The sequence below is a fragment of the Actinacidiphila polyblastidii genome (assembly GCF_036353415.1).
Lineage (GTDB): Bacteria > Actinomycetota > Actinomycetes > Streptomycetales > Streptomycetaceae > Actinacidiphila > Actinacidiphila polyblastidii.
In genome coordinates, this window is record NZ_JAZEWV010000003.1 from 214,674 (window position 1) to 233,564 (window position 18,891).

Consider the following 18,891-nt stretch of genomic DNA (forward strand, 5'->3'; position numbering starts at 1 on the left):
CCTGCACGGAACCTCCGCGTTCAGTTTACGGCGGTACCGATCAGAGCGCCGATACCGAAGGTCACCGCCGCGGCGGCGCCGCCCAGCAGCAGCTGCCGCAGCCCGCTGAACCACCACGAGCGGGCGGTGACCCGCGCCACAGCCGCGCCGCAGCCGAACAGCCCGGCGAGGGCCAGCAGCAGCGCCGGCCACAGCGAGGTGCCGCCCAGCAGATACGGCAGCACCGGCAGCAGCGCGCCCAGCGCGAAGGCGACGAACGACGAGGCCGCGGCGACCACCGGTGACGGCAGGTCGCCCGGGTCGACGCCCAGCTCCTCGCGGGCGTGGATCTCCAGCGCCTGCTCGGGGTCGACGGACAGCTGCCTGGCCACCTCGTACGCCAGCCCCGGCTGCACGCCGCGGGCCACGTACAGCGCGGCCAGCTCGCGCAGCTCCTCCTCGGGATGCCGGTCCAGCTCGATGCGCTCGACGGCCAGCTCGGCCTCGACCAGCTCCCGCTGGGAGGCCACGGAGGTGTACTCGCCCGCCGCCATCGAGAAGGCGCCCGCGGCGAGGCCCGCGAGACCGGTGACCACCAGGGTGCGGGAGCCGGCGTCGCCGCCGGCCACACCGGTCATCAGCGCCAGGTTGGAGACCAGGCCGTCCATCGCGCCGAAGACGGCCGGCCGCAGCCACCCGCCGCTGACGTCGCGGTGCGTGTGGTGCGGGACGTGGTACGGCTTCGCCGGCGCGGTGTCCTCGACGACGGTCGACATGATGCGCACCCCTCCCCGGCGCCCGCCCGTGCGGCGGCCCGCCCTTCCCGTGGAACGCTCCGAAGGTAACCGGGATTCCGGCCGGCCGCCAGCAAGGAAAGGCTGCCCTGAGCTGGGGATACGTCCCTGGGACGGCGGCCAGGGGGCGGCTGCCCGAGGGCAGCGGCGGAAGCGGGGTGGGTCAGCCGGGCTTGGCGGCGGTCGGGGACTGCTGCGGCTCCGCGCCGTCGTTCCCGGAGCCCGCGGCCCCGTCGGCCCGGACGGTGCGGGCCTCGTCGGCCTGCGCCTCGCCGTCCTGGACGTCGCCGGGCTGGGCCTCGCCGGCCTGGGCGTCAGCGCTCCTGGCGCCTTCCGGGTCCGCGCTCGCGCCGGGCTCGGCGGCGTCCTGGCCGGCGGTCGGCTCGGCGGCCGGCTCGACGGTCTCCTCGCGGCCGGGCCGCAGGCGGGAGCTGAGCACGAAGTAGGCGACGGCGGCCAGGAAGACGATGATCGCCGTCCAGTCGTTGAGCCGCAGGCCCAGGATGTGGTGCGCGAAGTCCGACCGCATGTGCTCGATCCAGCCGCGGCCGACGCAGTACGCGGCCACGTACAGGGCGAAGGCGCGGCCGTGGCCCAGCCGGAAGCGGCGGTCCGCCCAGATCACCAGCAGCGCGACACCGACGCACCACAGGGACTCGTAGAGGAACGTCGGCTGGTAGATCCCCGGGACCCGGTCGCCCCCGTCGCTGGTGATCTTCAGGCCCCACGGGAGCTTCGTCGGGTTGCCGTACAGCTCCTGGTTGAACCAGTTGCCCCAGCGGCCGATGGCCTGGGCGAAGGCGATGCCGGGCGCGATGGCGTCGGCGTACGCGGGAAGCGCGATGCCGCGGCGCCGGCAGCCGATCCACGCGCCGAGGGCGCCCATGGCGATGGCGCCCCAGATGCCGAGGCCGCCCTGCCACACCTTGAAGGCGTCGACCCAGTCCTTGCCGTTGGTGAAGTACAGCTCGTAGTCGGTGATCACGTGGTACAGGCGACCGCCGACCAGGCCGAAGGGCACCGCCCACACCGCGATGTCCGCGACCGTGCCGGACCTGCCGCCACGGGCGATCCAGCGCTTGTTTCCGAGCCAGACGGCTACGAAGACACCGATGATGATGCAGAAGGCGTAGCCGCGCAGCGGGATCGGTCCGAGGTGGACGACACCGTGCGAGGGGCTGGGGATGTATGCGATGTCCATGGCATCACCGACGCTACCCTGCCGGGCGGGGGATGGGGTAACCCGCCCGGCTACGTATGAATAACGTCGCGCGCCCGCCCGGCCCCTCCCCCGCCGGGGTCAGGAGGCCGGGGTCGCGGTGACCTTCCCGGCGGGCTTGCCCTTGTTCGCGTCCTTGACCATCTGGGTGAGCGAGGCGGGCGTCAGGTTGCTGTTCGCCCCGTAGACGCTCTTGCCGTTGAGCAGGATGGTCGGGGTGGAGTTGAAGCCGGAGGCGCCGAAGGCGTCGTTGGACTTCTTCACCCAGTTGTCGTGGGTGCCGTCGTTCACACAGGCGGTGAACGCCGCGGTCTTCAGGCCGGGCACCTTGTCCGCGAGCGTGAGCAGGGTGCTCTTGTCGGCGAACTTGTCGTCCTGCTCCTCGGGCTGGTTGTCGTACAGCACGTCGTGGTAGGCGCGGAACCTGCCCGCGTCCTGGGCGCAGGCCGCGGCGTTGGCGGCGTTCAGCGAGCCGGTGCCGCCGAGGTTGCCGTCGATCAGCAGCACCAGCCGGTACTCCGAGCGCACCTGGCCGCTGTCCTCCAGCTGGTGGATGGTCGGGGTGAATGCCTTCTCGAAGGCGTCGCACGCCGGGCAGCGGAAGTCCTCCCAGACGGTCAGCGTGGACGGCGCGTCGGCGGCGCCCACCGGGATGACCAGGTTGTCCTTGCCGACGGCGCCCTTGGGTGCGGCCACCGGGGCCGACGAGTCGCTGCTGCCGCCGCCGCTGTCGTGGTCGGCCACCACCACGCTGATCACCGCCGCGACCGCCAGCACGGCGACCACGCCGCCGGCCACGATCGCGGTCCGCCGCCGCCGATGGCGGGCCTCCTCCTTCGCACGCTGTTCCCTGAGCGCCTCGCGGGCGCTGTGCTTACCGTCACGGTTCTTCTCGCTCACGCCCGGGGACAACGGTGCGGGGCGGCGCTCAGCGCCGCCCCGCACCGTTTTTCGCCCTCCGGGGTGACAAGAATCCGTCCCCCGGGTGACGGATCAGCCGCGCTTGCGGACGCCCTCGGCCAGTTCGGCGGCGAGCGCGCGCACCGCGGCGAGGCCCGCCGCCGGGTCGCCGCCGTGGTCCAGCAGCAGCTTGACGAAGGCCGAGCCGACGATGACGCCGTCGGCGAAGGAGGCCACCTCGGCGGCCTGCGCCGCGTTGGACACTCCGAGCCCGACGCAGACCGGCAGCTCGGTGCCGGCCCTGGTCCTGCGCACCAGGTCGGCGGCCTGGTCGCCGACGCTGACGCGGGTGCCGGTGACCCCCATCAGCGAGGCCGCGTAGACGAACCCGCTGCCGGCCGCGGTGATCCGGGCGAGCCGCTCGTCGCGGCTGGAGGGCGCCACCACGAAGACGGTGGCCAGGCCCTGCTGGTCGGCGGCCTTGCGCCACCCCTCGGACTCCTCCACCGGCAGGTCGGGCAGGATGCAGCCGGCCCCGCCCGCCGCGGCCAGCTCGGCCGCGAACCGCTCGGCGCCGTACCGGTCGACCGGGTTCCAGTACGTCATGACGAGCACCGGCTTGCCGGTCGCGGCGTGCGCCTCGCGGACCGTGCGCAGCACGTCGGCGATCCGCACGCCGTTCTTCAGCGCGATGTCGTCGGCGGTCTGGATGACCGGGCCGTCCAGCACCGGGTCGCTGTGCGGCAGGCCGATCTCGACGATGTCGGCGCCGCCGTCGAGCACCGCCTTGACCGCCTCGATGCCGCCGTCCACGGTCGGGAAGCCGGCCGGCAGGTAGGCGATGAGCGCGGCCCTGTGCTCGGCCCTGGCGGCCGCGAGGACCTGGTTCAGAAGGCTGATGTTCCCGCTCACTGCGCCGCTCCCGCCTCGATCGCCGGCTCGTGGCTCTCGTCCACGGTGGCCGTCGCGTCGTACAGCCCGAAGTAGCGGGCCGCCGTGTCCATGTCCTTGTCACCGCGCCCGGAGAGGTTGACCAGCAGCAGGCCCTCGGGGCCGAGCTCGCGGCCGATCTGAAGCGCGCCGGCCAGCGCGTGCGCGCTCTCGATGGCGGGAATGATGCCCTCGGTGCGGGAGAGCAGGAGCAGCGCCTGCATCGCGTCGTCGTCGGTGACCGCCCGGTACTCGGCGCGGCCGCTGTCCTTGAGGTAGGAGTGCTCGGGGCCGACGCCCGGGTAGTCGAGACCGGCCGAGATCGAGTACGGCTCGGTGATCTGGCCCTCGTCGTCCTGCAGCACGTACGAGCGCGAGCCGTGCAGGATGCCGGGCTCGCCCGCGGTCAGGGTCGCGGCGTGCTCGCCGGTCGCCACGCCGCGGCCGGCCGGCTCGCAGCCGACCAGCCGGACGCCGGTGTCGGGCAGCAGGGCGTGGAAGAGGCCCATCGCGTTGGAGCCGCCGCCGACGCAGGCCACCGCGGCGTCCGGCAGCCGTCCGGCGCGCTCCAGGATCTGCCGGCGCGCCTCGACGCCGATCACCCGGTGGAAGTCGCGGACCAGCGCGGGGAAGGGGTGCGGTCCCGCGACGGTGCCGAAGAGGTAGTGGGTGCGGTCGACGTTGGCGACCCAGTCGCGGAACGCCTCGTTGATGGCGTCCTTCAGGGTGCGGCTGCCGGAGGTGACGGCCACCACCTCGGCGCCGAGCATGCGCATCCTGGCCACGTTGAGGGCCTGCCGCCGGGTGTCGACCTCCCCCATGTAGATGGTGCACTCCAGGCCGAACAGCGCGCAGGCGGTGGCGGTGGCCACGCCGTGCTGGCCGGCGCCGGTCTCGGCGATGACGCGGGTCTTGCCCATCCGGCGGGTCAGCAGCGCCTGGCCCAGCACGTTGTTGATCTTGTGCGAGCCGGTGTGGTTGAGGTCCTCGCGCTTGAGGAAGATGCGGGCGCCGCCCGCTTCCGCGGCGAACCTCGGCACCTCGGTCAGCGCGCTGGGCCGGCCGGTGTAGTTGGCCATCAGGTCGTTCAGCTCGGCGGCGAAGGCCGGGTCGGCCTTCGCCTTCTCGTACTCGGCGGCGACCTCGTCCACGGCGGCGACCAGCGCCTCCGGGATGAACTTGCCGCCGAACGCGCCGAAGTAGCCCTCGGGGCTGGGGATGGCGCCTTCCGGATCAGGAAGGAAGAACTCGGGTTTCTCCGACATGGGTGTCCCCTGGCAGGTGGGTGGGTCGAACGACGGGTCCACCGCGCCGGCCGGGCGGACGTCGACGGGCGGTGCCGTCGGCGGGCCGCCGTGCGGACGGCCGGCCCGAGGTGGGCCGGTGGGCGGTGGGCCGGTACGCGGAGGGTGGGCGCGGGGTCAGCCGCGGCGCCATCGCCTGCCGTTCACCTGTCCGGGCTCGCATCCGATCACGTAGCGCACGCGGCGGCCCAGGATGCGGCGCGCGGGCGCGCGGCAGCCGCGGGGGCGGCAGCCGGGGGCGAGGCGCGAGGCAACGGGCATGCGGCCGAGTGTATCCAACCGCGCGCCCGCCTCGCGCCGCCGCCGGCGGCTCTCAGTCCCGGCCGTTGCGCAGCGCCGGGTGGGTGCCAGCGGCGACGAGGTCGGCGACGGCGGTGCGCGGGTCCTTGCCGGTCACCAGCGACTCGCCGACCAGCACCGCGTCCGCGCCGTCGTGGGCGTACGCGATCAGGTCGTGCGGCCCGCGCACCCCGGACTCGGCGACCTTGACGATGTGGCCGGGGATCTCCGGCGCGACCCGGGCGAAGGTGCCGCGGTCCACTTCGAGGGTCTTGAGGTTCCGCGCGTTGACGCCGATCACCCGGGCGCCCGCGTCGACCGCGCGCTCGGCCTCCTCCTCGTCGTGCACCTCGACGAGCGGGGTGAGCCCGATGGACTCGGCCCGCTCGATCAGCGACACCAGGGCGGGCTGGTCGAGCGCCGCGACGATCAGCAGCGCGAGGTCGGCGCCGTAGGCCCTGGCCTCCCACAGCTGGTAGGCGGTGACGATGAAGTCCTTGCGCAGCACCGGGATGTCGACCTTGGCGCGGACCGCCTCCAGGTCGGCGAGCGAGCCGCCGAAGCGGCGCTGCTCGGTGAGCACGCTGATCACGGCCGCGCCGCCCGCCTCGTAGTCGGCGGCGAGGCCGGCCGGGTCGGCGATCGCGGCGAGCGCGCCCTTGGACGGGCTGGACCGCTTGACCTCGCAGATCACCGTGACGCCCTCGCCGCGCAGCGCGGACACGCCGTCCTTGGCGTCGCGCGCCCTTGCCGCGCGCTCCTTGAGCGCGTCGAGGGAGACGCGTGCCTGTCGCTCGGCGAGGTCAGCTCGGACTCCGTCGATGATCTCGTCGAGCACACTCACGCGAGAACTCCCCTTGTCCGGGTCGGGCAGAGCGAAATGATCAAGCCACCGGCGCTGGGCGCCGACACTCCCGATGGTATCGGGCGCGGCTCCCAGTCCCCGAATCCGGCCGACCGCGCTCTCACCACCTGGACGAACGCCGGCGGGTGATCGCGCGGGTTCACGGTGCGAGCGCCGCGCCGAAGGGCAGATTCCGGACAACCCCGAAGCCGATCAGCGCCGCCCACAGGGCCCAGCGGTGGCTCCGCCCGAGCTGCGGCGCGAAGGGCCGGCCGCGCAGCGACCGGCCGCACCACACGGCCCACACCACGGCGAAGAGCACGTAGGCCGCGACCGCGAGCGCGTTGCAGCCGAGCGCGGTGCGCAGGTGGCCGTGCGCGACCGCGTACGCGCTGCGCAGGCCGCCGCAGCCGGGGCAGTAGAGGCCGGTGTAGTGCAGCAGGGGGCAGACCGGGTAGTGGCCGGGTGTGTTGGGGTCGACCGCGGCGACCCAGCCGAACGCGCCCACCACCCCGCCGAGCACGCCCAGCGGCACCGCGACGCGGCGCAGGGCCGAGCCGCCGGGCGCACCGGCGCCACGGGAACCGGCCGGGCGGAGGGGACCGGCCGGGCCGCGGGGACCGGCCGGGTCGCGGACGCCGGGAGCGCCGGAGGTGTCAAGGGTCTCGCGGGCGTCGTGGGGGATGCTCACGGAACCGATTCTGGCCCCGGACGTGCGAAGGCGCAGCGCGCGGACGGGAGGGTCCTGCGGCTGCGCCCGCTGTACGGGTGGCGGTCAGGCGCCGGCGTGCACCCGCGCCTCGTCCTTCGCGGCCAGGTCGGAGGTGCGCACCAGCGGCTCCGGCTTCTTGCCCATGCCCAGCAGGTGCATCACGCCGCCCACGACCGCGCCGAGCAGGATGACGCCGATGCCCACCCAGAAGCCCACCGGCGATGCGGCGACCATGAAGGCGCCGCTCACGAGGAATCCGATGAAGGCGATGATCACGCCGGTCCAGGCGGCAGGCGTGTGTCCGTGGTCGTGGTGGGCCGCCATGAGTGCTCCCTGAGGTTCTCGGTCGGAGTTCCGCGGTCGCGGCGTGTGCCGTCCGCTTCCTCCCCCATTGTTGCGCGCGGGGCGCGCGGCGCGCGCACGGGGGGTGCCTGTACGGGGGGCTGTGCGGATGCGCGTGCGGACGCCTGGGCCGGTGGCTGGGCGGGTGCCTGTACGGCGGCCCGCGGGCGGCGCTTCGGGGGCGGCGCGGCGCGGGCCGCTCAGCGGGTGGGGTCCTCGCCGCGGTCGAGCGCCTTCCAGAGGTCCTCGGCCCGGTCCGGGTCGACCGGCGCGGGCGCGGCGCGGCGCGGCCCGGCGGTCCGGCCACCGGTCCTGTCGTACCTGCCGGTGCCGGACATGGCCGGCCAGTGGCGGCCGTACCGCAGTGCCAGCAGCCCGGCGAGTAGCAGCAGGACGCCGCCCGCGACGGCGACCGCGGGCCATGAGGTGGTGCTCACGCCGCTGGCGCCCACCGTGGTGAGGCCGGTGGCCCTGGCCGCGGCGGCGTCGAGGGCGCCGTGGCCGCCGCTGCGGGCCGGCACGACGACCGCGACGCCGAGGCCGCTGAGCGCGAGCAGCGCCGAGACCAGCACCCGGCCGATCCTGCGCACCGCGAACACCGCGACCAGGGAGGCGAGGCCGACGAGGGCGAGCGCGCCGGGCAGCGCGGTGGTCTGGCCGCCGTCGGCGTGCACCGGCAGCCCGGCCTGGCCGAAGGCGGCGGTGCCGCGGCTCCAGGTCTTGCCGGCCGCGAGCAGCACCAGGCTCGACCCGAGCACGCCGAGCAGCAGCGCGGCGGCGAGCGCCCGCATCGCGGCGCGCGGCCGCGGGCGCGGCGCGGCGGCGCCGGGGTCCTGCTCTGGCGTTCCGTCCGCCGGCGGCTCGGCGGCCGACGGGACTGTTGCCGGGTCTGTGCGCGGCGGGGGGACTGCACTCACCCCACCACTATCGCCTGCCGTCACCGCGTCCCCGCCCCCGGGGTGCCCGGCGCGCGGTGCGGAATCCGTCACCGGGTCCGCGGCCGATCGGATGCAGCCCTCATCTACACGCGTCTTCCTGCGTCGACCCATGGGTGGGAAATGCCCGGCTCGCCCCACCTCCAGGTAAAGCGGAGGTATAGATTACCGCCTCCGACTTGTTGACGTGACCCCGTCACAATACCTTCGCCCGCATCCCTCTGTTCACCCTACGCAGCAGGGACATCACCAAGCCCGCACGCCCTTGCCGTTACCCCACACAGGAGGCATCAGCTTGCGATCGACCCTCTCCCCGGGCGCGATACGCGCCGGACTCGCCCTCACGGCAGCGGCGGCAGTGGCCGCGGCCGGCTTCGCGCTGTCCCCCAGCGCCGGTGCGGCCACCGTCGCGCGGTCCACCGCGGCAGGCGCCGCGCACTCCCTGACCACCGCCCGCTCCTGCGCCGTGAGCACGCGCCCCGGCGTCATGGCGTGTAAGGCCCTGAAGGTGACCAGCGGCGCCAACTCGCTGGCCGCGTCCGCCCGTTCGGTGAACCCGGCGGCAACCCCGTCGGGCTACGGCCCGGCCGACCTGCACAGCGCCTACGCCCTGCCGTCGACCGGCGGTTCCGGCGCCACGGTCGCCATCGTGGACGCCTACGACGACCCGACCGCCGAGGCGGACCTGGCGACGTACCGCTCGACGTACGGCCTGGCGGCGTGCACCACCGCGAACGGCTGCTTCAAGAAGGTCGGCCAGAGCGGCACCTCGTCGCTGCCGAGCGCCAACGCCGGCTGGGCCGAGGAGATCTCCCTCGACCTGGACATGGTCAGCGCCACCTGCCCGCAGTGCCACATCCTGCTCGTCGAGGCCTCCTCCGCCTCGATGGCGAACCTGGGCAAGTCCGTGAACACCGCGGTCTCGCTCGGCGCGAAGTACGTCTCCAACAGCTACGGCGGCGGTGAGTCCTCCGCGGACACCTCCTACGACAGCTCGTACTTCAACCACCCGGGCGTGGCGATCACCGTCAGCGCCGGCGACAGCGGCTACGGTGCGGAGTACCCGGCCGCCTCCCGCTACGTCACCGCGGTGGGCGGCACCTCGCTGAAGAAGACCTCCACCACCCGCGGCTGGACCGACACGGTGTGGAGCGGCACCGGCTCCGGCTGCTCCGCCTACGACGCCAAGCCCAGCTGGCAGAAGGACACCGGCTGCTCGCGCCGCACGATCGCGGACGTCTCCGCGGTCGCCGACCCGGCCACCGGCGTGGCGGTCTACGACACCTACAGCTCGGACAACGGCTGGGAGGTGTTCGGCGGCACCAGCGCCTCCTCGCCGATCATCGCCTCGGTCTACGCGCTGGCCGGCACCCCGTCGGCAGGATCGACCCCGGCGTCCTTCCCGTACGCCCACACCGGTTCGCTCAACGACGTGGTGAGCGGCTCCAACGGCTCGTGCTCGGGCTCCTACCTGTGCACCGCCAAGACGGGCTACGACGGGCCGACCGGCCTCGGCACCCCCAACGGCACGGCGGCCTTCAAGGGCTGACGCGCGACACCGCACCGCACGCGGCAGGGCCGTCCTCCCGGGCGGCCCTGCCGTCGTGTCGGGCCCTGGCGTCGGGTCAGGCCCCGTCGTCCGCGCGGGCGGGGCGCAGCTCGTTCGCCGCGGCGACGGCGCGCAGCACGGCGGCCGCCTTGTTGCGGCACTCGGTGTCCTCGGCCTGCGGGTCGGAGTCCGCGACGATGCCCGCGCCGGCCTGCACGTAGGCGGTGCCGTCGCGCAGCAGCGCGGTGCGGATGGCGATCGCGGTGTCGGCGTCGCCGGCGAAGTCCAGATAGCCGACGCAGCCGCCGTACAGGCCGCGCCGGGTCGGCTCCAGCTCCTCGATGATCTGCATCGCGCGCGGCTTGGGCGCCCCGGACAGGGTGCCGGCCGGGAAGCAGGCGGTGAGCACGTCGAAGGCGGTCCGGCCGGCCGCCACCCGGCCGGTGACCGTCGACACGATGTGCATCACGTGCGAGTAGCGCTCGACCGACATGAAGTCGACCACCTCGACGCTGCCCGGCTCGCAGACCCGGCCCAGGTCGTTGCGGCCGAGGTCGACGAGCATCAGGTGCTCGGCGCGCTCCTTGGGGTCGGCCATCAGCTCCTCGGCGAGCGCCGCGTCGGCCTGCGGGGTGGCGCCGCGCGGCCGGGTGCCGGCGATCGGGTGCAGCATCGCGTGCCCGTCCTCGACCTTGACCAGCGCCTCCGGGCTCGACCCGACGATGTCGAAGCCGCCCTGCGCGTCGCCGTCCTCGCCGGGGAAGCGCAGCAGGTACATGTACGGGCTGGGGTTGGTGGCCCGCAGGACCCGGTAGACGTCCAGCGCGCTCGCCGTGCAGGGCGCCTCGAAACGCTGGGACGGCACCACCTGGAACGCCTCGCCCGCCCTGATCCGCTCCTTGACGTCCTCCACCGCGGCCATGAACTGCTCGCCGCCCCAGGCCGTGCTGAAGCCGAAGTCCACCGACTCGGGCAGCGCGGCCGGCACCGTCGGCGCGGGCCTGGCCAGGTCGGCCTGCATCGCGTCGAGCCGGGCCACCGCGTCCGCGTACGCCTCGTCGACGCCGCTGTCGCGGTCGTTGTGGTTGATCGCGTTGGCGATCAGCAGGACGCTGCCGTCCCAGTGGTCGAGCACCGCGAGGTCGGAGGTGAGCAGCATCGTCAGCTCCGGCAGCCGCAGGGCGTCCCGGGTGCTGTCCCCGATGCGCTCCAGCCGGCGGACGATGTCGTAGCCGAGGTAGCCGACCATGCCGCCGGTGAAGGGCGGCATGCCCGCGGTCAGGTCGCGCGGGGTGTGCAGGGTCTCGACGGTGGCCCGCAGCGCGGCGAGCGGGTCGCCGTCCACCGGCACGCCCACCGGCGGCACGCCCAGCCAGTGCGCCTGCCCGTCGCGGACGGTGAGCGTCGCGGCGGAGCGGACACCGACGAAGGAGTACCGGGACCAGGACTTGGAGTTCTCCGCGCTCTCCAGCAGGAAGGTGCCCGGCCGCTCGCCCGCCAGCTTGCGGTAGAGGCCGACAGGGGTGTCGCCGTCCGCGAGGAGACGGCGGCTGACCGGGATGACGCGCCGGTCGACCGCGAGTTTGCGGAAGGTATCGAGGTCCATGGGCGCAGACCTTACTGGCCGGCCGCCGGCAGCAGGACGTCCGCGTCGAAGCAGGTGCGGTCGCCGGTGTGGCAGGCCGCGCCGAGCTGGTCGACCCGCACCAGCACGGTGTCCCCGTCGCAGTCCAGAGCGACCGACTTGACGTGCTGGACGTGACCTGAGGTGTCGCCCTTGACCCAGTACTCGCCGCGGCTGCGGCTCCAGTACGTGCAGCGCCCGGTGGTCAGGGTGCGGTGCAGCGCCTCGGCGTCCATCCAGCCGAGCATCAGCACCTCCCCGGTGTCGTACTGCTGGGCGATGGCGGGCAGCAGGCCGTCGGCGTTGCGCTTGAGGCGGGCGGCGATGGCGGGGTCGAGCGAGGTCGCGGACATGGCCCCCATTCTGCCGCGCCGCGCCCGGCGACCGGAAAGGCATCGATAACCGGCGAACAGGACAGGGCAGTTGCCGGTCGGCGTCCGTCATCCGGTGTTCGCTCGCCGATGTCACCCGTATGGGGCATCCTGCCTCCATGGGTTTTCCTCCACCGCCGCCGAACGGACCGACGCCGCCCCCTGACCAGGGCGGTGGCTTCGGCCCCCCGCAGGGTTTCGGCCCGCCCCCGCCGCCTCCGCCGCCCGGCGGCGGCTACGGTTCGCCCCCGCCGCCCGGCGGCTACGGGTACCCGCAGGCCGGCGGCGGTGACGCGTACGGATATCCGCAGGGGCAGGGCGGCTACGGCCCGCCGGGACCCCCCGGACCTCCGGTGCCGCCGCATCCGTACGGCTACGGCGGCGCCCCCGGCGGCTACCCGCCGCCCCCGCCGCCCGGCAACAAGAACAAGCGGAACGCCTGGATAGCGGTCGGCGTGATCGTGGTCGCCGGCGCCGTCATCGCCGGTGTGGTGGTGGCCGGCGGCGACAAGAAGGACGACGACGCCAAGCCGCAGAACACCGTCAGCGGGCTGCCCTCCGGCCTGCCGACCGGCCTCCCCACGGACCTGCCGACCGGCCTGCCGACCGACCTGCCGACAACCGGCGACGCGCTGCCCTCGGACGAGCCGTCGCTGACCCTGCCGACCGACATGCCCAGCTTCACCGTGGACCCGACGCCGACCGAGAAGCTGGTGCCGTACGTGGTGCTCTCGCCCGGCAAGTGCTTCGACGCGCCCACGCTGACGCCCTCGGTGGACAAGGTGACGACCCGCTCGTGCAGCTCCGCGCACGACGCGCAGGTGGTGGCGAACGAGACGCTCTCCGGCTCGTTCTCCTCCGACGCGCAGATCCAGCAGAAGGCGCTCGACCTGTGCACGACGGACGCCAAGAAGCACCTGCCGGCCGACGGCGAGCTGTACTACCCGTATGCGCTCTTCCCGAAGCTGGTCACCTACCAGCTGCAGGGCCGCAAGACGGTCACCTGCTCGCTGACGAAGAACAACGGCACCAGCGGCAAGAAGCTCTACAGCAGGCTCGGCTGACCGCGGTGGGCGGCCGGGAGCAGGCATGAACGGCGGGAAACGGCCTAGGCTGACGGTATGACGACCCATGCGCAGCGTGAACGTCTGCTCCTCGCGGACCTGCTGGAGAGTTCCGGTCCTGACGCGCCGACCCTGTGCGCCGGCTGGACCACCCGCGACCTGGCCGCCCACGTCGTGGTGCGCGAGCGCCGCGGCGACGCGGCCGCCGGGCAGCTCATCCCGCGGCTCGCCGACCGGCTCGCCCGCGTCAGCAAGGAGTACGCGGCCAAGCCGTACGAGGAACTCGTGCAGTTGATCAGGACCGGTCCGCCGCGCCTGTCGCCGTTCGCCCTCAAGCAGCTGGACGAGGCGTCCAACACCGTGGAGTTCTACGTCCACGGCGAGGACGTCCGGCGCGCCGCGGGCGACTGGACGCCGCGCGCGCTCGACCCGGTCTTCGCCGACGCCCTGTGGAGCCGGCTGGAGCGCGCCGCCCGCGTGCTCGGCCGCCGCTCCCCCGTCGGCCTGGTGCTGCGGCGCCCCGACGGCCAGACCGTGGTCGCCCACAAGGGCTCCCCCGTCGTCACCGTCACCGGCGAGCCCGGCGAGCTGACGCTCTTCGCCTTCGGCCGCCAGCAGGCCGCGAAGGTCGAGACCCAGGGCGACGAGGACGCGGTGGCGAAGGCGTACGCCGCCAAGCTCGGCATCTGAGGCGGCCGCCGGGGACGGCGTCCGCTACCCGGGCGGCCTGCTGGTCCACGGGACCGGGCTGCCGGGGCGTGAGGCGCGGTAGCGCGGCTCGGCCGAGGTGCGCGGGCGGGCGAAGTAGTCCACCACCAGGTACGTGAGGCGGGCGGTGGCCTGCCCGGCGGGCGTGACCCGGTAGGGAAAGGCCACCGTGAGGCTGGTCCAGTCGCCGGACTGCTGCAGCCCGGTCAGCACGCCGCCGCCCGCGACGGCGGACCTGACCTCCCGCTCGGTCAGCCGCCCGTCGCCGTAGGCGTCGGACAGGGCGTCCGCGGTGTGCTCCGCCGCCCGCACGGCCGGCCGGGCGGCGGGGTCGTCCGGCGCGCCGTCGTGGGGCGAGACGCCGTGCAGGAGGCTGGTCCAGAGCCACACCCCGATCACCGCGATCAGCGCGGCGAGCAGGGCGACGCCCCACACGACCGGCCGCGGTGAGCGGCCGGGCGTGGGGGCGTCGGACATGGTGCGGGTCATCCTCCTGTGTAGCCGTCCTGGTTGAGGGCCTCCTCCACCACGACGGCGTAGCCGCTGGTGCCGGAGCCGTTGGGGTGGAAGGACTCCCGGCTCACGCAGGTGTCGAACTTCCACACGCACGACGCGTTGGGGTCGCCCGCGTGGAAGTCGCCCTGGCTGTTCGGGCCGATGCTCAGCCCCTTGATCCAGGCGTCACTGTCGCACACCCCGTGGTCCGCGAAGAAGCTGATCGGGCTGACCTCCTGCATCTTGGAGTCGTTGGTGTCGATGGCCAGGGTGTTGACGGTGTCCTGGTCCTGGCCGTCCATGTAGTCGGCGAGTTGGGCGAGCGTGTCCGGGTCGGAGCCGATCGCGCCCACGGCGGCGTCGCAGGTCAGGGAGAGGCTCAGCGGCCGCGGGTACACCACCAGCATGATCCGGGCGTGCGGCGCCTTCGCCCTGATCTGCTGCATGGTCTTCTTGATGTTGACCTGGTCGGCGTCGATCTTCCCCTCGTAGGTGGCCAGGAAGTCGTCGCCGCCGCAGTCGGTGGGCGGGATCGCGCAGGCCATCACCGCGTCGGTGAAGGCGTTGTCGTCGTTGCCGCCGATGGACAGCGTCACCAGCGTGGTGTCGCCGTCCAGGACGCCCGAGTCGATCTGGTTCATCTCGTGGAACTGCCCGTCGGCCGGGCTGTTCGCGGTCCTGTCGTCCCAGTCGATGGGGTGGCTGCCCTCGCCGTTGCTGTCCGAGAACTGCTCGACGTTCCAGGTCTTGGCCCCGGAGCAGGCGACGAAGCCGAGTTCCGCGCCGGTGCTCCAGGAGTCGCTGAGCGAGCCGAGCGACGCCGTCTCACCGGGCAGCACGAGCTTGCGGGGCCAGGCGTCCTTGCTGCGCGAGCACGCGTTCCAGGTGCTGGTGCCGTGGTCCTGGTCGCTCTCCGGGAAGTAGTTCCCTGCGCCCTCTCCCGAGGAGTAGGAGTCGCCGAGCGAGGCGACGATGTGCTGCGGCTTGCCGGGCAGCGGCTGCACCGCCAGCGCGTCCCAGGCGACGTCGTCGTCGGCGCTGCCGTCGTACGTCTCGTTGCTGAGGCTGACCTTCGGCGTGCCGGCGAAGTGGTAGACGCCGAGCGAGACCCAGGCGTTGCTGTTCCTGCTCTGGTTGACGTACCGGTCGAAGCCGCCGGCCGGGCCGCCGCTGATGCCGTAGATCCGGTAGTGCGCCTGCTGGGTCTCCGCGCCGGTGGACGGCAGGTGGACCATGACGCGGGCCCACCCGTTGACGGTCTGGCTCAGCGTCCAGGTGCCGGTGACCTTCATCTGCGGCATGAACTGCCCGCTCGGGTTGCGGGTGTGGCTGAACCAGAAGTGCCCGCCGAAGCCGCCGCCGACCTGGTGGAAGTCCTCCTTGCCCTCATAGGTGGTGGGCGTTCCCGCGGTGGGCTCGAACTGCCAGGTCAGGGAGCCGGAGTCGGTCCAGGACTTGCCGCAGTCGGTGCGCATCGTCGGGACGGAGGTGGCAACGTCGTCGATCACCAGCGCGTTCGACGGCAGGCCGCTGGTGGTGCAGTCGGGCGTCTCGCTGTTGCCCCGGCCGGGTTCGACGCGCAGCGTCTTGTACGTGAGCGTCTCGTGGCCGCACTCCAGGGAGCAGGTCTTCCAGGAGGCGTCCGAGTGGTACCAGTACGGGGTGTAGCAGGCCGCGGTGCCGCAGTCCGGGGGATTGCCCGAGTCGCAGCCGTTGTTGCTGTTGCAGAAGGTGCTCAGGGCCGGCTTGACCCGGGTGCGCGCGCTCGCGTCGGACCACCAGGCCGCCTGGTAGCCGTGCGTGTTGCCGCTGTCCTGCACCCCGCTGTCGCTGTAGGAGCGGCCGGTGTCGATCGGGTACGCGGCCCAGCCCATCACCTTCTCCTCGTACGGCCAGTTCTGCGGGTGCGCGGCGTCCGCGTAGCCGGTGTCGAGGAAGGCGAAGCGGTCCTTGGGGTACTTGGGGTTCGCCGGGTTGTTGGCCCAGCCGAGACCCCAGTTGCCGGCGTCCGTGCCGGGCGGGTTGAAGCCGAGGTTGTAGTTCCAGGCGGCGGCGAACCAGTTCTCCAGGTACTGCGGGTCGTCGTCGTTGATCTTGATGGTCTGCCCGGCGGTGTGCAGCTCGTTCCACTTCTTGGCGAGCGTCTGCGCGGCGATGGCGATGTTGGACGCGTAGTCCAGCGCGATCGCCCGCTGCTGGGCGGCCGGCAGGCCCGGCGGCTTGGACGGGTCCTGGTCCAGCGACATGCCGTCGGTCTGCTGGCCCAGGCCGTAGCCGCAGTCGTGCTTGCTCCAGTCGACCACCCAGATCCGGCTGGGGTCGTACCCGGTGGTGCCCGGGTAGATGTTGGTGCCGTAGTAGTTGCCGACCAGCGGGTTGCCGGTCTGGCCGGGCAGCGAGTGGAAGGACGCCTCCCACAGGTTGGACTCCTGGGCCAGGATGCCCAGCAGCACCTGGGCCGGTATCCGGGCCCCGGCGGCCGCGCCGGTCAGCGCCGGCATCGGGAACATGGTGGACGGCGCCACCGAGGAGCCGAGCCCGTCCTGCGCGCGCCATCCGCCCTGGGTGAGCCAGCCGCTCGTCAGGTCGCCGCGGATCGCCATGTCCACCGCCCACTCGACCTGGTTCGGGGTGGGCTGCAGCGCCTGCTGCGCGGGGTCGTTGCGGGGGACGGCGCAGATGTGGTCGGCGTCGACGGTCGAGGTGGCGTCGGAGGCGGCCTGCGCGGCCAGCGCCTTGGCGGTGCCGGACTCGGCGGTGGCGGTCTTGGCGGTGGCGGTCTTGGCGGAGCCGCCGGTGGGGGCGCCGGCCGGTGCGACCGCTCCGCCCAGCGCGGGCGAGGGGCGCTCGGCCGCGGCGCCGCCGCCGGTCGCAGCCAGCTGGAAGGAGAACTTCGCGCCGGTCGCGACGGCGTGCGCCGTGATGTCCAGGTCGGGGGACGCGCTCTCCTGGTCGCTGAGCGGCGAGGCGACGTGCGAGGCCAGGCCGGCGGAGACAGCCTGGTCGACGACGAGCTGCCCCTGCGAGGAGACCGTCGCCTGCGGATCGGCGGTCACCGCGCTGACGGCCGCCGGCAGGGCGGCGTCCCTGGTGGCGGCGCCGGTCACGAAGACCCGCCCGGCCGTTCCCGCCTGGAGGCCCACCGCGCCGAGCGCGCCGTGCGCCAGCCGGACGTTCCGGCCGCCGGCCACGCGCCGGACGTCGGCCTGCTTGCCGTCGCTCGTCAGGAAGTCGACGCCGCCGCCCGCGTCCGGGTGCAGCCGGAAGGGCGTGGACACGGCGGTGGCGAGGGTGCGGCGCGCACCGGCCGGGGAGATGTGCAGCAGCCGGTTCCCCGCGGCGGCCACCGTCCCGTCGGCCACCGGCACCGCGGAGGTGACCTCGCCGGGCACCTCGGTCCGCGCGGTGATCGCCGCCTTCGCGGTGTCGAGGCGCAGCAGGCGCGTCTTCCCCTGCTCGATGTCAGCGGCCTGGCTGAGCACCGCCGTCTCGCCGGTCCCGCAGCCCGGATTGAAGTACGCGAGCGAGACGTTCACGCCGAGCTTGGTGACGGTGCCCTTGTCGAGGTCCACGACCGCGGCGAAGGCGCCGCGGTCGAAGAGCTGCTGGTCGTTGGTGAAGGTGCGCGGGGCGTAGACCACGACGGCGCGGGCGCCCGATCCGGTGACGCACGCGTTGCCGATCCACGCGTCCGCGTCGAATCCCTGCTCGCGCAGCAGCGCGGCCTGGCGCCACTGGTAGGCCTGCGTGCTGTCGGCGACCAGGACGTGCAGTCCCTGCGCGTCGCCCACCACGCTGACGGCACGGTCCCGCGAGGTCCGCCACCCCTTGGCCAGGGACGCGTCGGGGTTCGCGACCCGGGTGCGCGACGCCCCGCCGTCCTGGCCGGCGGTCGCCGGCGACGTCGTGTCCTGCGTCGGCGCCCCGGCGGGCTGCTGCGCCCACGCCGGGGTCAGCTGGCCGAGCGCCGCGACGGTGGCGGCCGCCGCGGCGGCCGCCAGCGTCACCCTCAGGCGTTTCCTGACTTTCATGCTCCCCCTCTGTTTTCCGGATCCGCGCTTCAGTGCTCCGCCTCATCGATGTGGGCCACATCGACCGGATTCGGACGGCTTCGCATCAACCGCCCCTCATCCGAACCACCCGGTCCTGACTTGGCGTTGTGCCAGCCACGACGCCTGTTCCACGGAGTTCGAAGCAATGCGCACCAGAGGGAACCATCGGCCTCGGATTCATGTCAACGTCCTTTGCGCGAGCGGACGCTGGCGTATTTGCGCCCCCCTCCCGGGGATTACCGGGGATTGCCGGGGATTACTGTGGCTTACCGGGGATTGCCGGGATCACGCCTTGGCCGTCCTGGTGCCGCGCGGTGCGGGCGCGGCCGCGGGAGCGGGAGCGCGTGCCTTCGCGCCGGCCGGACGGGCGAGCCGGGCGGTGCGCACGGCCGGGACGAGCAGGCCGGCGACACCGCCGCAGGCGCCCAGCCCGGCGCTGGCCAGGAAGACCGGCGCCGGTCCCGCCGCCGCCACCGCCGCGCCGAACAGCGGGTGGGCCGGCGGCGCGAGGCCGAACCCGGTCAGGCTCATCACGGCGCTGAACCCGCCGGCAGGCGGCCGGGAGCCGGAGTGTTCTGCGTGGAGTGCGGGCGGGCGGTGCGGCCGCCCCCCGGCGGGGTGCAGGTGGGTGATCGACGGCTTCACGCCCGCGGAGCGCGGGCCGCCGCTGCACGACGGCGGGCCGGACGGGGCGCGGCCGCACCGGCTGGACCGTCCGGCGCCGCGCGCCGCGGAGTCGCCGCCCGCGCCCGAACCGGCGGTGCCGCTCCGCACGCGGCGGCCGGAGGCG

Annotated in this window: 18 protein-coding genes; 3 read left to right on the forward strand and 15 right to left on the reverse strand. The window is 73.8% G+C overall.

What is annotated here, in order from left to right; all coding sequences use genetic code 11:
- Positions 1 to 20: 20 nt before the first annotated feature.
- From V2S66_RS06050 to V2S66_RS06090, 10 genes are all read right to left on the reverse strand, one after another.
- Positions 21 to 755, reverse strand: a complete 735-nt coding sequence (locus V2S66_RS06050) for a VIT1/CCC1 transporter family protein (protein WP_330793432.1) — start codon at positions 753 to 755, stop codon at positions 21 to 23.
- Positions 756 to 936: 181 nt separating this feature from the next.
- Entirely contained in the window at positions 937 to 1,974 is a 1,038-nt protein-coding gene (gene lgt / locus V2S66_RS06055) for a prolipoprotein diacylglyceryl transferase (protein ID WP_330793434.1), read from the reverse strand.
- Between the two features lie 99 nt (positions 1,975 to 2,073).
- Positions 2,074 to 2,892: a DsbA family protein gene (locus V2S66_RS06060; protein ID WP_330793435.1), complete on the reverse strand. Its 819-nt coding sequence runs from the start codon at positions 2,890 to 2,892 to the stop codon at positions 2,074 to 2,076.
- Positions 2,893 to 2,985: 93 nt separating this feature from the next.
- Entirely contained in the window at positions 2,986 to 3,804 is an 819-nt protein-coding gene (gene trpA, locus V2S66_RS06065; RefSeq protein WP_330793436.1) for a tryptophan synthase subunit alpha, read from the reverse strand.
- A complete protein-coding gene (trpB, locus tag V2S66_RS06070; protein ID WP_330793437.1) occupies positions 3,801 to 5,087 on the reverse strand; it encodes a tryptophan synthase subunit beta in 1,287 nt (428 codons plus the stop codon). Before trpB ends, trpA begins: the two co-directional genes overlap by 4 nt.
- A 156-nt stretch (positions 5,088 to 5,243) precedes the next feature.
- The gene (gene trpM / locus V2S66_RS34495) at positions 5,244 to 5,387 is read right to left on the reverse strand and encodes a tryptophan biosynthesis modulator TrpM (protein ID WP_413966307.1); all 144 of its coding nucleotides are present in this window, start codon (positions 5,385 to 5,387) and stop codon (positions 5,244 to 5,246) included.
- A 52-nt stretch (positions 5,388 to 5,439) separates the two neighbouring features.
- The gene (gene trpC, locus V2S66_RS06075; RefSeq protein ID WP_330793438.1) at positions 5,440 to 6,249 is read right to left on the reverse strand and encodes an indole-3-glycerol phosphate synthase TrpC; all 810 of its coding nucleotides are present in this window, start codon (positions 6,247 to 6,249) and stop codon (positions 5,440 to 5,442) included.
- A 160-nt stretch (positions 6,250 to 6,409) separates the two neighbouring features.
- On the reverse strand, positions 6,410 to 6,934 hold the full coding sequence (locus V2S66_RS06080) for a DUF2752 domain-containing protein (protein WP_413966319.1): 525 nt from the start codon (positions 6,932 to 6,934) through the stop codon (positions 6,410 to 6,412).
- A 90-nt stretch (positions 6,935 to 7,024) separates the two neighbouring features.
- Complete coding sequence (locus tag V2S66_RS06085) at positions 7,025 to 7,285, reverse strand: HGxxPAAW family protein (RefSeq protein WP_330793439.1); 261 nt, start codon at positions 7,283 to 7,285, stop codon at positions 7,025 to 7,027.
- 218 nt (positions 7,286 to 7,503) lie between these two features.
- Complete coding sequence (locus V2S66_RS06090) at positions 7,504 to 8,220, reverse strand: TIGR02234 family membrane protein (RefSeq protein WP_413966308.1); 717 nt, start codon at positions 8,218 to 8,220, stop codon at positions 7,504 to 7,506.
- Between the two features lie 313 nt (positions 8,221 to 8,533).
- Here V2S66_RS06090 and V2S66_RS06095 point away from each other — a divergent pair, with 313 nt between their 5' ends.
- Positions 8,534 to 9,787 carry a S53 family peptidase gene (locus V2S66_RS06095; RefSeq protein WP_330793440.1) on the forward strand — a complete coding sequence of 418 codons (1,254 nt, stop codon included), beginning with the start codon at positions 8,534 to 8,536 and terminating at the stop codon, positions 9,785 to 9,787.
- Positions 9,788 to 9,863: 76 nt separating this feature from the next.
- On the opposite strand, the gene V2S66_RS06100 is transcribed toward V2S66_RS06095, so the two are convergent.
- Positions 9,864 to 11,393 carry an anthranilate synthase component I gene (locus V2S66_RS06100; protein ID WP_330793441.1) on the reverse strand — a complete coding sequence of 510 codons (1,530 nt, stop codon included), beginning with the start codon at positions 11,391 to 11,393 and terminating at the stop codon, positions 9,864 to 9,866.
- A gap of 11 nt (positions 11,394 to 11,404) precedes the next feature.
- Positions 11,405 to 11,773 carry a phosphoribosyl-AMP cyclohydrolase gene (hisI, locus tag V2S66_RS06105; RefSeq protein ID WP_413966309.1) on the reverse strand — a complete coding sequence of 123 codons (369 nt, stop codon included), beginning with the start codon at positions 11,771 to 11,773 and terminating at the stop codon, positions 11,405 to 11,407.
- 128 nt (positions 11,774 to 11,901) lie between these two features.
- Here hisI and V2S66_RS06110 point away from each other — a divergent pair, with 128 nt between their 5' ends.
- Together V2S66_RS06110 and V2S66_RS06115 are read left to right on the forward strand one after the other, a co-directional pair.
- A complete protein-coding gene (locus tag V2S66_RS06110) occupies positions 11,902 to 12,846 on the forward strand; it encodes a hypothetical protein (protein WP_330793443.1) in 945 nt (314 codons plus the stop codon).
- 57 nt (positions 12,847 to 12,903) lie between these two features.
- Positions 12,904 to 13,536, forward strand: a complete 633-nt coding sequence (locus V2S66_RS06115) for a TIGR03085 family metal-binding protein (protein WP_330793444.1) — start codon at positions 12,904 to 12,906, stop codon at positions 13,534 to 13,536.
- Between the two features lie 24 nt (positions 13,537 to 13,560).
- Here the strand turns inward: V2S66_RS06115 and V2S66_RS06120 are convergent, their stop codons facing one another.
- The 3 genes from V2S66_RS06120 to V2S66_RS06130 all read right to left on the reverse strand — a co-directional run bounded on the left by V2S66_RS06120 (position 13,561) and on the right by V2S66_RS06130 (position 18,632).
- Complete coding sequence (locus V2S66_RS06120) at positions 13,561 to 14,031, reverse strand: hypothetical protein (protein ID WP_330793445.1); 471 nt, start codon at positions 14,029 to 14,031, stop codon at positions 13,561 to 13,563.
- Between the two features lie 8 nt (positions 14,032 to 14,039).
- Positions 14,040 to 18,056 (reverse strand): golvesin C-terminal-like domain-containing protein, encoded by a 4,017-nt coding sequence (locus V2S66_RS06125; protein ID WP_330793446.1) that lies wholly within the window; start codon positions 18,054 to 18,056, stop codon positions 14,040 to 14,042.
- Between the two features lie 330 nt (positions 18,057 to 18,386).
- Entirely contained in the window at positions 18,387 to 18,632 is a 246-nt protein-coding gene (locus V2S66_RS06130) for a hypothetical protein (protein WP_330793447.1), read from the reverse strand.
- Positions 18,633 to 18,891: the final 259 nt, after the last annotated feature.

Excerpts from the sequence above, each read along its gene's own strand:
- trpM (WP_413966307.1), bottom strand. The coding sequence starts at position 5,387 with ATGCCCGTTGCCTCGCGCCTCGCCCCCGGCTGCCGCCCCCGCGGCTGC.
- V2S66_RS06130 (WP_330793447.1), bottom strand. The coding sequence starts at position 18,632 with ATGAGCCTGACCGGGTTCGGCCTCGCGCCGCCGGCCCACCCGCTGTTC.
- V2S66_RS06100 (WP_330793441.1), bottom strand. The coding sequence starts at position 11,393 with ATGGACCTCGATACCTTCCGCAAACTCGCGGTCGACCGGCGCGTCATC.
- trpB (WP_330793437.1), bottom strand. The coding sequence starts at position 5,087 with ATGTCGGAGAAACCCGAGTTCTTCCTTCCTGATCCGGAAGGCGCCATC.
- V2S66_RS06050 (WP_330793432.1), bottom strand. The coding sequence starts at position 755 with ATGTCGACCGTCGTCGAGGACACCGCGCCGGCGAAGCCGTACCACGTC.
- V2S66_RS06085 (WP_330793439.1), bottom strand. The coding sequence starts at position 7,285 with ATGGCGGCCCACCACGACCACGGACACACGCCTGCCGCCTGGACCGGC.
- V2S66_RS06120 (WP_330793445.1), bottom strand. The coding sequence starts at position 14,031 with ATGTCCGACGCCCCCACGCCCGGCCGCTCACCGCGGCCGGTCGTGTGG.
- V2S66_RS06115 (WP_330793444.1), top strand. The coding sequence starts at position 12,904 with ATGACGACCCATGCGCAGCGTGAACGTCTGCTCCTCGCGGACCTGCTG.
- lgt (WP_330793434.1), bottom strand. The coding sequence starts at position 1,974 with ATGGACATCGCATACATCCCCAGCCCCTCGCACGGTGTCGTCCACCTC.
- hisI (WP_413966309.1), bottom strand. The coding sequence starts at position 11,773 with ATGGGGGCCATGTCCGCGACCTCGCTCGACCCCGCCATCGCCGCCCGC.
- V2S66_RS06110 (WP_330793443.1), top strand. The coding sequence starts at position 11,902 with ATGGGTTTTCCTCCACCGCCGCCGAACGGACCGACGCCGCCCCCTGAC.